This is a genomic window from Nocardioides sp. HB32 (assembly GCF_054058995.1).
Window position 1 is genome coordinate 3,064,583 of sequence record NZ_JBSSBS010000001.1, and the last position, 15,236, is coordinate 3,079,818.

The following is a 15,236-nucleotide window of genomic DNA, read 5'->3' on the forward strand; positions in this document are numbered from 1 at the left end:
GAGACTGCGCCGACTCGGCGTCAAATCCAGCGGCGGAACTTGAAGACCGCCCACAGCGTGACGCTGACCATCAGCATCAGCACCAGCGCGAAGGGGTAGCCGCCGGCCCAGTGCAGCTCGGGCATGTGGTCGAAGTTCATGCCGTAGACGGTGCCGACCAGGGTGGGGGCGAACAGGATCGCCGCCCAGGCCGAGATCCGCTTGACGTCGTCGTTCTGCTCGATGCTCGCCTCCGACAGCGCGCGCATCTCCTCGTTCTGCCGCTGGGCGACCAGGGTCGCGTTCACGGTCAGGATGTCGCGGAGCAGCTGCCGGAAGCCGTCGACCTGCTCGATGACCTGGGTGAGGTGGTCCTCGACGTCACGCAGGTAGCGCTGGAGCTCCTCGTCGGTGCCGTACTTCGCGAAGCCGGCGGACAGGTTGCGCAGCACCGTCGCGAGCGGACGGGTCGCCCGCTGGAACTCGATCACCTCGCGGGTCAGCTCGTAGATGCGCCGCGACACCTGCGGGTCGCTGCCGAACACCTCCGTCTCGATCTCGTCGATGTCGTTCTCGAGGCCCGCGACGACGGGGAGGTAGCCGTCGACGATCCGGTCCAGGATCGCGTAGAGGATCGCCTCCGGGCCCAGGGCGAGCAGGTCGGGGTTCGACTCCAGCCGGCGGCGTACGGCGGACAGGTCCGGCGACTCGGAGTGCCGGACGGTGATCACGAAGTCCGGGCCGACGAACAGGTGGACCTCGCCGAACTCGACCTCCTCGCGGGAGTCGACGTAGTGCGCCGCCCGGAGCACCACGAACAGCGTCTCGTCGTACCGCTCCAGCTTCGGCCGCTGGTGCGCGACGATCGCGTCCTCGACCGCGAGCTCGTGCAGGTCGAACTCCTCCGCCAGCTCGCCCAGCTCGTGCTGGTCCGGCCGGTACAGCCCGATCCAGGCGACGGCGTCGTCGTGCTCGCTCAGCGAGCGGAACGTGTCGGCCAGGGTGGCGGGTGAGTCGACGCGGTCGCCGGCGACGTAGATCGCGCTGTCGACCATGCTGACCCGGTCCTGGGTCCGCTCGACGGCGAGCGGGGCGCCGGGAGCCGCCGGGGTACGCCGGCGCACCCGTCCGGTCAGCGACCGGATCGGCTTGAAGGAACGGTCGGACATGGCTGGACCTCCTCCCGCTCGACCCCCGAGCAGGATAGGCGCGAGGTCAGCCGGCCGGCCACTCCGCGGGGAAGTCGGGGGCCGCCTTCTCGTGCGCCTTCTCGAGCTTCTTGCGGGCCTTGTTGGGCAGTCGGTCGCCGAACACGATGCCGTTGGTGTGGTCGGTCTCGTGCTGCAGGCACCGGGCGAGCAGGCCGTCGCCGGAGAACTCGACCGGCTCGCCGTCGAGGCCGGTGCCGGTGACGGTCGCGACGTCGGGCCGCGCGCACTCGACGAAGGCGCCCGGGAACGACAGGCAGCCCTCGTCGCCGTCGTCGAGGTGCCGGTCGCGCCCCTCGGGCAGGGTCAGCACCGGGTTGCAGACCACGCCGGCGGTGTGCTCGCCGGACTCGTCGGGACAGTCGAAGACGAACATCGCGACGTCCTCGCCGACCTGGCAGGCCGCCAGGCCCACGCCGTCCGCGGCGTACATGGTGGCGACCATGTCGGCGGCCAGGGCACGGAGCGCGTCGTCGTACGCCGTCACGCGCTGCTGGGGCCGGTGCATGACCGGAGTGCCCCAGCGGGTGATCGGGCGGACGTGGCCGCCGTCGGGGAGCTGGCCGGAGGGCTGGTCAGGCATGCGGGGAGCGTAGCGACCGTGTGACCGGCTCCACGACGCCCGCTGTAGCCGGGAGTGTAACTCCGAGTTACATTGACCGCATGTCCCTGATCCACAGCCTTCGGCCCGGCGGGAAGCACGGGCTGTCCAGCAAGGAGAGCCGCGACCCGATCGGGTACGCCGTCGCCGCACTCAGCCGGCTCGCCCGCAGCGACGTGCTCGACCGGGTGGGCCTGCGCAAGCAGGCCGAGCAGGCCGTGTTCACCACGACGCGCAGCGGGTTCAAGACCATCACGGCCGCCAGCCGCACGTTCGCGAAGGCGGGCAACGCGGGCAAGGCCGGCACTCGACCGGCGGCGACCGCCGGTCGCGGCGTGTTCGACCTGACCCCCACCGAGGACGAGCAGATGCTCGTCGACGTCGTCAGCGAGCTCGCGTCGGAGGTGCTCCGGCCGGTCGCGGCCGAGGCCGACGAGGCGTGCGCGGCCCCGGAGGCGGTGCTCAAGGCGGGGCTCGAGGTCGGGCTGCCGATCCTCGGCCTGCCCGAGGCCCTCGGCGGCATCTCCGAGGAGCGGTCCGCGATGGCCGGCACGCTGGTCGCCGAGGCGCTCGCGCACGGCGACCTGGGCCTGGCCGTCGCCTCCCTCGCACCCGGGTCGGTCGCGACCGCGATCGGGCTGTGGGGCACCGACGCGCAGCAGCAGACCTACCTGCCGGCGTTCACCGACGGCGCCGTCCCGGCGGCCGCGATCGCGCTCACCGAGCCGACCGTCCTCTTCGACGTCCTGGCGCCGGCCACGACGGCGACCCGGACCGGCGACGGCTTCGTCCTGAACGGCGTGAAGTCAGCCGTCCCTCGGGGCGCCGACGCCGAGCTGTTCGTCATCGGCGCGGCGCTCGACGGCGCTCCGGTGCTGTTCCTCGTCGAGTCCTCGGCCGTCGGGATCGAGGTCGAGGCGGACCCCGCCATGGGCGTGCGGGCGGCCGGGCTCACGAAGATCCACCTCACCGACGTGCACGTCCCGACCGACGCGGTGCTGGGGGAGACCGACGGGTCGACGTACGCCGAGTGCGTGCGACTCGCCCGGCTCGCCTGGTGCGCGCTCGCCGTCGGCACCGGGCAGGCAGTGCTCGACTACGTGGTGCCGTACGTGAAGGAGCGCGAGGCGTTCGGCGAGCCGGTGGCGCACCGACAGTCGGTGGCGTTCATGGTCGCGAACACCGCGATCGAGCTGCAGTCGATGCGGCTCCTGACGTGGAAGGCCGCGGCGCGGGCCGCCGCCGGCAAGGACTTCGCCCGGGAGGTCGCGCTGGCCCGGAGGCTGTGTGCGGACAAGGGGATGCAGATCGGCCTCGACGGCGTCCAGCTGCTCGGGGGTCACGGGTTCGTGAAGGAGCACCCGGTGGAGCGGTGGTACCGCGACCTGCGTGCGATCGGCGTGATGGAAGGTGCGGTGCTTGTCTGATGCCCATCAATCTGGACGACCCGAAGAAGTTCCGGCCCCTGGTCGGGCAGGCGCACCAGGTCGCGATGAACATGCTGCGGCCGATCTCGCGCAAGTACGACAAGGCCGAGCACGCGTACCCCAAGGAGCTCGACATGCTCGCCGCGATGATCGACGGGCTCTCGGAGTCCGGCGCGAGCGAGGGCGCGGGCGCGGCCGGGGTGAAGCGCAGCGAGGACGGGGACGACGGCTCCGTGAAGAACGGCACCAACCTGGCCTCGGTGATGTCGATCGCCGAGATGTGCTGGGGCGACGTCGGACTGCTGCTCTCGATGCCGCGCCAGGGCCTGGGGAACTCCGCGATCGCCTCGGTGGCCGACAACGAGCAGCACGAGCGGTTCGACGGCGTGTGGGCGTCGATGGCGATCACCGAGCCGGACACCGGGTCGGACTCGGCGAACATCCGCACCACCGCCGTACTGGACGGCGACGAGTACGTCCTCAACGGCGAGAAGATCTTCGTGACCTCCGGCGAGCGGTCCGACGCCGTCGTCGTGTGGGCGACCCTCGACAAGGACCTGGGCCGGGCCGCGATCAAGTCGTTCGTGGTCCCGAAGGGCACGCCCGGCATGACCGTCGAGCGGCTCGAGCACAAGCTCGGGATCAAGGCGTCCGACACGGCGACGATCCGGTTCGAGAACTGCCGCGTGCCGGCCGCCAACCTCCTCGGGTCGCCCGAGATCGACACCAAGCAGGGGTTCGCCGGCGCGATGGCGACCTTCGACAACACCCGCCCGCTGGTCGCCGCGATGGCGGTCGGCTGTGCGCGGGCGGCGCTGGACCTCACGCGCGAGCTGCTCGAGACGGCCGGGGTGGAGGTCGACTACGACCGCCCGGCGATCACGCAGCACGCGGCGGCCGCGAAGTTCCTGCAGATGGAGGCGGACTGGGAGGCCGCGCACCTGCTGATGCTGCAGGCGGCGTGGATGGCGGACAACCGCAGGCCGAACTCGCTCGAGGCCTCGATGGCCAAGGCGAAGGCGGGCCGGGTCGGCTCCGACATCACGCTGTCGTGCGTGGAGCTCGCGGGCTCGGTCGGGTACGCCGAGGGCGAGCTGCTCGAGAAGTGGGCGCGTGACTCCAAGATCCTGGACATCTTCGAGGGAACCCAGCAGATCCAGCAGCTGATCGTGGCCCGGCGCGTGCTCGGGCTGACCAGCGCCCAGCTCAAGTAGGTCAGGCGGTGAGCGGCGCCAACCGCTCGAGGTCGTCGGGACCGTCGAGGTCGGCCAGGGCCAGGAACACCGTGTCGACACCCCGGGCCGCCAGCGCGCCGTAGCGGTCGCGCTGTACCGCCGGGGTGCCGGCATGCGTGCGCTCGGCGTACGCCGCGGCCGGGGTGCTCCCGCGCAGCCGCTCCACCCGGGCCCACACGTCCTCGCGGTCGCGTCCGACGGTCGGCAGGTCGAGGACCGTGACCGTCACGTCCGATCCCTCGAGCGCGTCGACCGCGCGGTCGACGTGCTCGGTGCGGACGTTGACCGCGTCCGCGTACTGCCGCGCGATGCTCAGCATCCGGTCCCCGGAGCCGCCGAGGATGATCGGGATGTCGTGCGCCGGCCGCGGGTAGCTCGTGGTCTCGGGGAGTCCGGCCGCCGCCCTGGTGCCGGGTGCCCACAGTGCCCGCATCGTCGCGATGGCGCGCTCGACCTCGTCGAGGCGCTCGCGGGGCGGCGGGAACGGCAGGCCGTACGCCGCGTGCTCCCGCGCCCACCAGCCCGCCCCCAGCCCGAGGAACGCGCGCCCGCCGGAGAGTGCGTCGAGGGTGGCCGCGGCCTTGGCGGTGATGCCGGGTGCCCGGAACGTCACGGGCGTCACGAGGGTGCCGAGGTCCAGCCGGGTGTCGAGCCCGGCGAGCAGGCCGAGCGTCACCCACGGCTCGGGGATCGCCTCCCACGCCCGCCCGACCTGCGGGATCTGGATCAGGTGGTCCATCAGGGCGAGGCCGGCGAAGCCCGCCTCGTCGGCCGCGGTGGCGACCTGTGTCAGCCACGGCGTCGGGCTCTCGCCCCACGGGAACCGGCCCACCTGCAGCACGAACCGCAGCCCCTGGCTGTTGCGGCGCTCCGCTGAACCGGTCGTGGGCCTGAGACCTACCTCCGGGTCACGCTCGGGCACACTGCCCGGTCGGACGCGGTCCACCTGCCAGCCGGCGAGGTCGACCGCGGCGACCTTCCTCAGCTGGGCCGCGAGGGCCGGCGCGGGCACCGGCCGGTCGCGCTCGCGGTTGCGGGACCGGCACAGGTCGTCCGGCGTGTCCAGGAGCACGGCGACCGCCGGCAGTCCGGCTGCGCGGGCAGCCTCGAGCCAGCGGCTCCGGCGTACGTCGTCGAGGCCCAGGGTGTCGACCACCGTGGTGAGCCCGCGGCCGAGACGGGCGTCGACGATCCGCTCCAGCAGTGCGAAGGCGTCGTCGGAGGCGTCCAGGTCGTGCGCGCCGCTGCCGACCACGCCGCGGAGGTCGTCCGAGGAGACGACCTCCTCCCGGCGGTAGCGGGCGCGCGCCCACGTCGACTTGCCCGAGCCCGAGGCACCGACCAGGACGACGAGCGCCGGGTCGGGGAGCCGCTCGGCCGTCTCAGCCCTGCCCGGGGTCGGTGCTGCTGCCGATCGACTCGATCGGGCTCGGCAGGTCGGCGTCCTCGACGACCTCGGCGGCGCTCTTCGGCGCTGCCTTGCGCGTGGGAAGCTTGGCGCTCGGGGTCGTCTTCCTGCCCGGCGTCTTCTTCGCAGCGGTCTTCTTCGCCGGCGCCCTCGTCGCCGGCGCCTTCCTCGCGACCTTCTTCGCGACGTCCGCCGGGGTGGCGTCGACGTGCTCCACGTCCGCTGTCGCGTCGATCGAGGTCACCGGCTCGGCCGTGGCCGCCGGCACCGGCTGGTGCGCGGCCTGCTCCTTGACCAGGTCGGTGACGACATCGGTCACCGGCGGCCGCGTCGGGGTGGTCCGGTCGGCCTTCTTCGCCGGGGGAGCCTTCTTCACCGGCGGCGTCGGGGTCACGGAGCGCACCGGTGCCGGCGCCTGCTGGGTCGCATGCTGCGTGTCTTGCTGAGTCCCCCCGTGGCCGAGACGGCCCGCGACCGCGCCGACTGCGGTCTTGCCGACCTGCTCCGCGACCGTGCGCCCGAGCAGTACCGCCCCTCGCGCCTGTCCCACGGCCTTGCCGGCTGTGCCGACGGGGTGGGTCATCACCGCCTTCACGGTGCCGACGACGGTGTCCTGGAGCTTGTTGATCGGGCTCTTGTTGGCCACGAGGGCTTCCCTTCGATCGATGGAGACGGTCGTGTCTGGATTGAAGCATGTACCCATCGGCGTCGGGCATGCTGCGCCGTTGTCTCGAACATCACTCGTCGGACCGGGTCGTGGGCCGGTGACGGCGCCAGCGGCTCGGCTCCGCGGCGTCTGTGCCGGGCCCCGAATTGCACGCGCATTGGTCACCAACCGCAGATTCTCGGGCCGTTCGCGTGCGGTTCGTGACCAATCGCCGGGGTCATCCGGGCGGGCGGTGACCTGGCCACCGTTCTCGGCCACGAAACGGTGGCTGGCGCACCGCCGGCCTGCGCCCGGGGCACGAAATGCACGCGGATTGGTCACCAACCGCAGATTGTTAGGCCGTTCGCGTGCGGTTCGTGACCAATCGCCGGGGTCATCCGGGCGGGCGGTGAGCTGGCCACCGTTCTCGGCCACGAAACGGTGGCTGGCGCACCGCCGGCCTGCGCCCGGGGCACGAAATGCACGCGGATTGGTCACCAACCGCAGGTGGGAGGGCTCCCCATCTGCGGTTGGTGACCAATCCGCGACGTCAGGAGACGACAGCGGCGGCACCAGAGGGCTCGGCGAGCAGGTGCTGCGGCGCGCGGAACCCGGCAGCGGCGAACGCCGCGTCGATGGCGGCGACGACGTCCGGGACCGAGGAGGTGGGGACGGCCGCGATCGAGGAGCCGCCGAAGCCGCCGCCGGTCATCCGGGCGCCGATCGCGCCGGCGGAGACCGCGGTCGAGACGGCCAGGTCGAGCTCGGCGCTCGAGATCTCGAAGTCGTCGCGCATCGAGGCGTGCGACTCGGCGAACAGCGAACCCACCGCCGACCACGAGCCCGAGGAGAGCGCCCCGACGACGGCCGACACCCGGGCGATCTCGCTGACGACGTGCCGGGCCCGGCGGCGCACCCGCACGTCGGTGAGCGAGGAGACGTCCGCGAGCGACGCCGACCGCAGGGACGGTACGCCGAGTGCGGCGGCGGCCTTCTCGCAGTCCGCGCGCCGAGCGCCGTACCCGCCGTCGTTCAGCGCGTGCGAGACGCGGGTGTCCGTGACGAGCAGCGACACGTCCGACAGGGGCAGGTCGACCGCCACCGGCGACGAGGACGACGACGGGGTCTCGAAGTCGATCAACAGCGCAGTCCCGGTTGACGCCAGCATCGACACCGTCTGGTCCATCCCCCCGGTGGGGGCGCCGGCCACCTCGGTCTCCGCGCGGATGCAGGCCGCGACCACCAGCGGCCGGTCCAGGGGCACATCGGCGACCGCGCACGCGGCGACGGCCACCGAGCACTCCAGCGCCGCGGACGACGACAGCCCGGCACCCAGGGGCACCGTGCCGTGCACCAGGACGTCCACGCCCGGCACCTCGACACCGGCCTCGCGCAGCGCCCACAGGACCCCGGCGGCGTACGCCGCCCACCCGGTGGCCGTCGACAGCGACGACAGGGTGCCGGCCCACGGCGTCGACTCCTCGACGCTCGCGATCCGCACCACGTCGTCGGTCCGGGGGCGGACAGCGGCGTACGTCGCGTGCGGCAGCGCCACCGGCAGCACCAGGCCGCCGTTGTAGTCGGTGTGCTCGCCGATCAGGTTCACGCGGCCCGGCGCACGGCCGACGACGGCGGGGGAGTCGCCGTACTCCGCAGCGAAGGCCGAGGCGGCAGCGGACGCGAGCGACGTGGGATCCCCGGGAGCGACGTACGGCATGGCCCCAGCCTAGGGATACTGGGGTCGTGCACCCGCTCGCCCACGACCTCTTCGAGATGGCCCGCACGGGGAACGCCGACGCGCTGCTGGCGCACGTCGACGCCGGGGTGCCGGTCAACCTCACCGACGGCAAGGGCAACACGCTGCTCACGCTGGCGGCCTACCACGGCCACCAGCTCCTCGTCGCGCAGCTGGCCGAGCGCGGCGCCGACGTCGACCGCCTCAACGACCGCGGCCAGTCGCCGCTCACGGGGGCGGTCCACCAGCGGCGGGATGCGGTCGTGCGCACCCTTCTCGGCCTCGGCGCCGACCCCGACCACGGGACGCCCTCCGCCCGCGCCACCGCGGAAGCGGTCGGTCGGCCACTCGCGACGTAGACTCGTCGGACGTGCAGTTCCTCGACGCGAACACCCCGCCCCACGACCTGACCTACGACGACGTCTTCATGGTCCCGCGGCGGTCCGCGGTCGCCAGCCGGTACGACGTCGACCTGGCGACCAGCGACGGCACGGGTGCCACGCTCCCGCTCGTCGTGGCCAACATGACCGCGATCGCCGGCAAGCGGATGGCGGAGACCGTCGCCCGCCGAGGCGGGCTCGCGGTGATCCCGCAGGACATCCCCGTCTCCGTGGTCGCCGACGTCGTGCAGTTCGTCAAGTCGCGGCACCTGGTCTTCGACACCCCGATCGAGCTGCGGCCCGACCAGACCGTCGCCGAGGCGCTCGCCCTGATCCCGAAGCGCGCGCACCGCGCGGCCGTCGTCGTGCGCGACGGGCGGCCCGTCGGCGTGGTCGCCGAGTCCGACTGCGTCGAGGTGGACCGGTTCGCCCAGGTCCAGCACGTGATGCAGCCGATCGCCGTGCTGCTCGAGGAGGACGCCGACCCGCGGGAGGCGTTCGACCGCCTCGACGCGACGCATGCGCACCTGGCGGTCGCGGTCGACGGCGACGGCACCCTCCTCGGCGTGCTCACCCGCACCGGCGCGCTGCGCGCCACCCTCTACGACCCCGCGGTCGACCACGGTGGCGGCCTGCGCGTGGCCGCTGCGGTGGGCGTGAACGGCGAGGTCGCCCAGCGCGCCAAGGAGTTGCTCGATGCTGGGGTCGACTGCCTCGTCGTCGACACCGCGCACGGCCACCAGGAGCGGATGATCGAGACGCTGGGCGTCGTGCGCGGGCTCGACCCCCAGGTGCCGATCGCCGCGGGCAACGTCGTGTCCGCGGACGGCACCCGGGCGCTGATCGAGGCGGGCGCGGACATCGTCAAGGTCGGCGTCGGTCCGGGTGCGATGTGCACGACCCGGATGATGACCGGCGTGGGCCGGCCGCAGTTCTCCGCCGTCCTCGAGTGCGCCGCGGCCGCCGGCGCCCTCGGCAAGCACGTCTGGGCCGACGGCGGGGTACGGCACCCCCGCGACGTCGCGCTCGCGCTCGCGGCCGGGGCGTCCGCCGTGATGATCGGCTCCTGGTTCGCCGGCACCCACGAGTCGCCGGGCGACCTGATGGTCGACTCCGACGGCCGTGCCTACAAGGTGTCGTTCGGGATGGCCTCGGCCCGGGCGGTCGCGAACCGGACCAGCGGCGAGTCGGCCTACGACCGGGCCCGGAAGGGCCTCTACGAGGAGGGCATCTCCTCGTCGCGGATGTACCTGGACCCGGCCCGCCCGGGCGTCGAGGACCTGATCGACCAGATCTGCTCCGGCGTCCGCTCCGCGTGCACGTACGCCGGCGCGACCTCGCTCGCGGAGCTCCACGAGCGCGCGGTCGTCGGAGTGCAGTCGGCGGCGGGCTTCCACGAGGGCCGGCCGCTGCCGACCAGCTGGAGCTAGCCGGGCACCGGGCGGTCAGCCGCGGGAGCTGCGCTCCGTGCGTCCGCGGACGATGCCGATGAACCGCTGCACCCACGGGTCGTCGTTGTCGACGAGCCAGGCCAGGCCGACGGTCGTGGGTGGCAGGTCCGTCACGATGCGGAACGTCACGTCCCTGCGGTGGTGCAGGCGGGCGATCGACATCGGCACGACGACGACGCCGGTGCCGCTCGCGACCACCTCGACCGCGTCCCTGACCGACATCGCCGGCCAGGCCAGCTGCTCGGCCGCCGGCCGCCATCCGGACCGCTCGGGGAGCACCAGCTGCTCGTCCGCCAGGTCTGCCGTGGTGACCTCGTCGGCCAGGGTGAGCAGGTGCTCAGTGCCCAGGACGGCGACCGGGAGCTCCTCGTAGAGCGGGATCAGGTGCAGCCCGTCGCGGTCGACCGGGAGTCGCACCAGGGCCATGTCCAGCGTCCCGTCACGGACCCGGTCCTCCTGCGCGTCCTCCTCGATCGGGACCAGCTCGAGCGGGTCGCGCGCGTACCGCTCGCGCCAGGTGCGTGCCCACTTGTCGGGGGTCGCGCCGGTGACGAACCCGACGCGGAAGTGGCCGAAGGCCTCACTCACGGGTGGAGATCACGCGGTCTTCGAGCGACCCGCGGCCCAGCGCCAGACGGCGGTCACGATAACGGCACCCACGAGCGAGCCGATGATGCCGCTCGCGTGCAGCTCGATGCCGTCACCGGCCAGCAGGCTGGCGAGCAGGCCGCCGACGAACGAGCCCACCAGGCCCGCGACGATCGCCATCGTCCAGTCGATGCTGCCGCCGTGCCGGCCGAGGATCAGCTGGGCGCCGGCGCCGATGACCATGCCGAAGAGGATCAGACCGAGGATGAGCATGACCGCAGCATAGGGTGCGGCTCAGCCGGTCTCGCCGAACTGCTCGACGCGGACCGCGTCGGTGTCGACGCCGGCTTCCTCCAGCAGCCGGGTGGCGTACGACGCGAAGCCGACCGATCCGCACACGTAGGCGCGCTCGGCGCCTGCGACGTACGCCTCCATCTCGGAGGGGTACGGCGGCGCCGCGACCCGGTCGCCGAGGTTCTGCCGAGTGAGGGCGACGAAGGCGCCGTACCGCTGCAGCTCCTCGGCGTACGGCAGCTCCTCCCAGGTGCGGGCGACCACCACCACCTTCAGCAGGTGCTGCAGCCCCAGCCGCCGCGCGACCCGGGTCATCGCGACGACCGGCACGACCCCGGACCCGCCCGCGACGCAGACCGCCGGGACGTCGCCCGGCCACACGAACCAGCCGCCGATCGGCCCGCGCAGCTCGAGCACGTCCCCGACCTCGGCCGCGTCGTGCAGGAACCCCGACACCTCGCCGCCGGGCAGGCACTCGACCATCAGCTCCAGCAGCGGGTCGTCGGGATCGGAGGCGACCGAATAGGACCGCTGGGCGGTGTACCCGTCGGGTGCGCGCAGCCGCACCACGTAGTGCTGCCCGGCCAGGTGGTCGACGCGGTCGTCGACGTGGAGGCGCAGCCGGACCAGCCTGTCGGTCGGGTGGTCGAGCTCGATGATCGTCCCGGTCGTCCAGTCGCCGGCGGGAGCGGACACCACTACGGGTCGCCCTGGTAGCGCTGCTCCAGCCACGGGTCGCCGCGGTCGTGGTAGCCGTTCTGCTCCCAGAAGCCCGGCCGGTCGCGCTCCATCAGCTCGAGCCGGGTGACCCACTTCGCGGACTTCCAGAAGTAGAGGTGCGGCACCAGCAGCCGCACGGGCCCGCCGTGCCCGGTCGGGAGCGGCTTGCCGTCGACCTCCCACACCACCCACGCCTTGCCGCCCGTCACGTCCTCCAGCGGCAGGTTCGTGGTGTAGCCGGTCGTCGAGTGCGCCATCACGAACTTCGCCTCGGGCAGCGGCATCGCGATCTCGAGGAGCGTGTCCACGCTGACCCCGCGGAACGTCATGTCGAACTTCGACCACGTCGTGACGCAGTGGATGTCGCCGAAGTACGTCGACTCCGGAAGGGCGTGCATCTCCCGCCAGCTCCAGCTGTGCGGCCGTCCGACGAGGCCGTCGACGGTCATCGACCACTGCTCGACGTCGAGCCGCGGCGTCGCCTCCGCTGTCAGGGTCGGCCAGGAGCTGCCGGTGTCGTACTGCCCCGGCGGCAGCCGGTCAGGACGCTGGGGTCGCTTCTTGCCGAAGAAGCCGCGAGTGACGGGCATCAGGCAAGTATGCCGTCAGACCGGTGTGATCGGGAGTGCCCGCCGGGGCTGGAACGCGAACGACGACCCCGTGCTGAACCGCGTCACCGCCACCTCGTCCGCCTCGGGTGCGGGCTGGTCGCGGCGTACGACGCGGGCCGTCCACCGCTCCGGTGTGCCCTCGACCTCGACGTCCAGGTGGGGGTCGACCGCGCGCAGCACCACCTGCAGGGGGCGCTCCCGGCCGGGCCCGCACAGGGTGATCCACGCGGCGTCCTCCCGGGCCGGCGACGGTCCCACGGTCAGCGAATCACCCGCGACCGAGGCGTCGACGTACGCCGCCGGGTTGAGCAGCGGGTGCAGCTCCAGGGTGCGCATCGCGTCCAGCCCGAGTGCACGGTGGAGCCGCTCCGCCGCGATGCCGGCGACCCCGACCAGCTGCCGGGTCGCGATCGCGGTCGCCTCGTCGCCGGACGCGGCGCGCCGGCGCACGGCGTGCACGAAGGAGAGGTTGAGCAGGTGCATCTGCAGGCACACCTCGTCGGCGATCCGGACCAGGGCGGAGTGCGAGAAGGCCGCGAAGTCGACGTCGGACACCAGCGGCCCGGAGTAATCCGAGGCGCCGTCGTCGGCCGGGTCGATCGGGTCCAGCTCGAGGTGCGCGGCCCGGGTCCTCTCGATCACGTGGTACGCCGCGAGCGGGCTGACCTCCGGGTGCGACTCGTCGATGGTCACGGTCCAGGCGCAGTGCGGGTGCCGGTCGGCGGGAGTGCGCGGCGGGCGGTGCACCGGACGGACCTGGGCCCTCGGGTTGGTCGCGACCGCCGTGGCGTCGAAGGTCGGGTCCTCGATGTCGTGGCACATCGAGCGCACGTAGGCCTCGCCCATCGGCTCGACGTCCATGAGCGCGCCGCAGTGGTCGAGGTGGAAGGTGCCGTGCCAGGGATCCTGCACGTCGTACCGGAAGTCCATGAACTGCGGGGGAGCGCCGATGTCGAGCTGGAGGCCCTTGAAGATCGTGACGACGTCGGTGCCCTCGTACCCGAGCGCGCGCTGCATCCGGCGGGTGTAGACCGGGCTGGCGCCGGCCCACTCCTCGATGGCGACCCGGGCCATCTCCTCCCGCCCCCACGCCGAGATGCACCAGGCCATGCCCGAGCGGTCGATCAGCTGCCCGATCAGCAGCAGCTCGGGGACCAGCGTCGCCAGCTCCGGGCGGGTCAGCGTCGCGTAGCGGCTGGTCGGTCGGCGGGGCATCGGTCCTCCGGCGTGTGGGGCACTGGAACACGTTGCAGGCTAGTCGAACGTCGCCTAGTTTGACACGCGTCAACTTCGAGGAGGGCGCATGGCGGAGACCATCCAGCAGCTGTTGCGGGAGCGAGCCGGAGACGACGGCGTCGCCGTGCGGTACGGCGACCGGAGCTGGACCTGGAGGGAGCACCTCGCGGAGGCCTCGGCCGTCGCATCGGCGCTGCTCGGCCTGGCCGACCCGGACCGGCCCGTGCACGTGGGGACCCTCCTCGGGAACACCCCGGACATGCTGGTGATGATGGCGGCCGGCGGCCTCGGCGGCTTCACGCTGTGCGGGATCAACACCACGCGCCGCGGCGACGGGCTGCTCCAGGACCTCCGGCGGGCCGAGTGCCAGATCCTGGTCACCGACGCCGAGCACCGGGCGTTGCTCGACGGCCTCGACCTCGCCGGCGTGCGGGTGCTGGACACCTCGACGCAGGAGTGGACCGCCCTCGTCGGGGGAGCCGGCCCGCTCGGGCCGTACCGCGAGGTCGACGCGACGGACACGTTCATGATGATCTTCACCTCCGGGACGAGCGGCGACCCGAAGGCGGTGCAGGTCAACCACCTCATGGTGCTGTTCTCCGGGCTCAACCTGCAGGGCCGCTTCGAGCTGGGTCCCGAGGACGTCTGCTACGTCGCGATGCCGCTGTTCCACTCCAACGCCGTCGTCGCGGGCTGGAGCCCGGCGGTGTGCGCGGGCGCCACGATCGTGCCCGCGAGGTTCAGCGCGTCCGGCTTCCTCGCCGACGTCCGCCGGTACGGCGTCACGTACCTGAACTACGTCGGGAAGCCGCTCGCGTACGTGCTCGCCACGCCCGGGCGGCCCGACGATGCGGACAACACGCTGCGCGTGGCGTTCGGGAACGAGGCGAGCGACCGGGACATCGACGAGTTCTCCCGCCGCTTCGGCTGCGCCGTGTGGGACGGCTTCGGCTCCACCGAGCTCGCCGTGATCATCACCCGTGAGCCGGGGACCCCGCCGGGCTCGATCGGGAAGGGGTTCGACGGGGTCGCGATCTACGACGCGGAGACCGTCACCGAGTGCGCCGTCGCCGAGTTCGACGCCGACGGCAAGCTGGTGAACGCGGACGCGGCGGTGGGGGAGCTGGTCAACACGACCGGCGGCGGCTACTTCGGCGGCTACTACAACGACCAGTCCGCGAACGACGAGCGGATGCGGCACGGCATGTACTGGTCCGGCGACCTGGCCTACCGCGACGCCGACGGGTGGATCTACCTGGCCGGCCGGACGGCGGACTGGATGCGCGTGGACGGCGAGAACCTCGCGGCCGCGCCCATCGAGCGGGTGCTCCAGCGGCTGCCCGCGGTCAACCGGGTCGCCGTCTACGCGGTGCCGGACGAGCGGGTCGGTGACCAGGTGATGGCGGCGCTCGTCCTCCAGGACGACGCGAGCCTCGACCCGGCCGAGCTCGAGGAGTTCCTGGCCGCCCAGCCGGACCTCTCGGCGAAGGCGTGGCCGCGGTACGTGCGGATCGCGCCGGACCTGCCGAGCACGGCGACCAACAAGGTGCTCAAGCGCGAGCTCGCCGCCGAGGGCCCCACCGCGGGCACCGGCGTGCTGTGGGTCCGGGAGGCGCGCGGCACGGCGTACGTGCCCGCAATCACGATTCCCGCCTGAGCGCGAGTACCCTCCTTGCCGGGATCGACGGCGGAAGGGTGCGGATGGCCACGTCGACTG

General features: G+C 72.8%; 15 protein-coding genes. 5 read left to right on the plus strand and 10 right to left on the minus strand.

What is annotated here, in order from left to right; all coding sequences use genetic code 11:
• Positions 1-20: 20 nt before the first annotated feature.
• Both ACVW2K_RS15500 and def read right to left on the minus strand, forming a co-directional pair.
• Positions 21-1,148, minus strand: coding sequence for a magnesium and cobalt transport protein CorA (locus tag ACVW2K_RS15500; RefSeq protein ID WP_028638328.1), 1,128 nt, complete (start codon positions 1,146-1,148; stop codon positions 21-23).
• A 46-nt stretch (positions 1,149-1,194) separates the two neighbouring features.
• The gene (gene def, locus ACVW2K_RS15505) at positions 1,195-1,770 is read right to left on the minus strand and encodes a peptide deformylase (RefSeq protein ID WP_028638327.1); all 576 of its coding nucleotides are present in this window, start codon (positions 1,768-1,770) and stop codon (positions 1,195-1,197) included.
• Positions 1,771-1,850: 80 nt separating this feature from the next.
• On the opposite strand from def, the gene ACVW2K_RS15510 reads away from it, so the two are divergent.
• Both ACVW2K_RS15510 and ACVW2K_RS15515 read left to right on the plus strand, forming a co-directional pair.
• Entirely contained in the window at positions 1,851-3,215 is a 1,365-nt protein-coding gene (locus ACVW2K_RS15510) for an acyl-CoA dehydrogenase family protein (protein WP_457203130.1), read from the plus strand.
• Positions 3,215-4,429, plus strand: coding sequence for an acyl-CoA dehydrogenase family protein (locus tag ACVW2K_RS15515; RefSeq protein WP_457203131.1), 1,215 nt, complete (start codon positions 3,215-3,217; stop codon positions 4,427-4,429). Before ACVW2K_RS15510 ends, ACVW2K_RS15515 begins: the two co-directional genes overlap by 1 nt.
• Position 4,430: 1 nt before the next feature.
• On the opposite strand, the gene ACVW2K_RS15520 is transcribed toward ACVW2K_RS15515, so the two are convergent.
• The 3 genes from ACVW2K_RS15520 to galK all read right to left on the minus strand — a co-directional run bounded on the left by ACVW2K_RS15520 (position 4,431) and on the right by galK (position 8,221).
• On the minus strand, positions 4,431-5,795 hold the full coding sequence (locus ACVW2K_RS15520) for an LLM class flavin-dependent oxidoreductase (RefSeq protein ID WP_457204077.1): 1,365 nt from the start codon (positions 5,793-5,795) through the stop codon (positions 4,431-4,433).
• Positions 5,796-5,832: 37 nt separating this feature from the next.
• The gene (locus tag ACVW2K_RS15525) at positions 5,833-6,504 is read right to left on the minus strand and encodes a hypothetical protein (protein ID WP_457203132.1); all 672 of its coding nucleotides are present in this window, start codon (positions 6,502-6,504) and stop codon (positions 5,833-5,835) included.
• A 550-nt stretch (positions 6,505-7,054) separates the two neighbouring features.
• Positions 7,055-8,221, minus strand: a complete 1,167-nt coding sequence (galK, locus tag ACVW2K_RS15530; RefSeq protein WP_457203133.1) for a galactokinase — start codon at positions 8,219-8,221, stop codon at positions 7,055-7,057.
• Positions 8,222-8,247: 26 nt separating this feature from the next.
• Here galK and ACVW2K_RS15535 point away from each other — a divergent pair, with 26 nt between their 5' ends.
• On the plus strand, positions 8,248-8,598 hold the full coding sequence (locus ACVW2K_RS15535; protein WP_457203134.1) for an ankyrin repeat domain-containing protein: 351 nt from the start codon (positions 8,248-8,250) through the stop codon (positions 8,596-8,598).
• An 11-nt stretch (positions 8,599-8,609) separates the two neighbouring features.
• Entirely contained in the window at positions 8,610-10,049 is a 1,440-nt protein-coding gene (locus ACVW2K_RS15540) for a GuaB1 family IMP dehydrogenase-related protein (RefSeq protein ID WP_457203135.1), read from the plus strand.
• A gap of 15 nt (positions 10,050-10,064) precedes the next feature.
• On the opposite strand, the gene ACVW2K_RS15545 is transcribed toward ACVW2K_RS15540, so the two are convergent.
• Genes ACVW2K_RS15545 through ACVW2K_RS15565 form a run of 5 tightly spaced genes read right to left on the minus strand, consistent with a single transcriptional unit; the run spans position 10,065 to position 13,498 of the window.
• On the minus strand, positions 10,065-10,658 hold the full coding sequence (locus ACVW2K_RS15545; RefSeq protein ID WP_028638319.1) for a LysR family substrate-binding domain-containing protein: 594 nt from the start codon (positions 10,656-10,658) through the stop codon (positions 10,065-10,067).
• A gap of 9 nt (positions 10,659-10,667) precedes the next feature.
• Entirely contained in the window at positions 10,668-10,931 is a 264-nt protein-coding gene (locus ACVW2K_RS15550; protein ID WP_028638318.1) for a GlsB/YeaQ/YmgE family stress response membrane protein, read from the minus strand.
• Between the two features lie 21 nt (positions 10,932-10,952).
• Entirely contained in the window at positions 10,953-11,648 is a 696-nt protein-coding gene (locus ACVW2K_RS15555) for an FAD-binding oxidoreductase (protein ID WP_231496253.1), read from the minus strand.
• 2 nt (positions 11,649-11,650) lie between these two features.
• Positions 11,651-12,262 carry a sulfite oxidase-like oxidoreductase gene (locus tag ACVW2K_RS15560; protein ID WP_028638316.1) on the minus strand — a complete coding sequence of 204 codons (612 nt, stop codon included), beginning with the start codon at positions 12,260-12,262 and terminating at the stop codon, positions 11,651-11,653.
• A gap of 15 nt (positions 12,263-12,277) precedes the next feature.
• Positions 12,278-13,498 (minus strand): hypothetical protein, encoded by a 1,221-nt coding sequence (locus ACVW2K_RS15565; protein WP_457203136.1) that lies wholly within the window; start codon positions 13,496-13,498, stop codon positions 12,278-12,280.
• A gap of 88 nt (positions 13,499-13,586) precedes the next feature.
• On the opposite strand from ACVW2K_RS15565, the gene fadD1 reads away from it, so the two are divergent.
• Entirely contained in the window at positions 13,587-15,176 is a 1,590-nt protein-coding gene (gene fadD1, locus ACVW2K_RS15570; protein WP_457203137.1) for a fatty-acid--CoA ligase FadD1, read from the plus strand.
• Positions 15,177-15,236 lie beyond the last annotated feature (60 nt).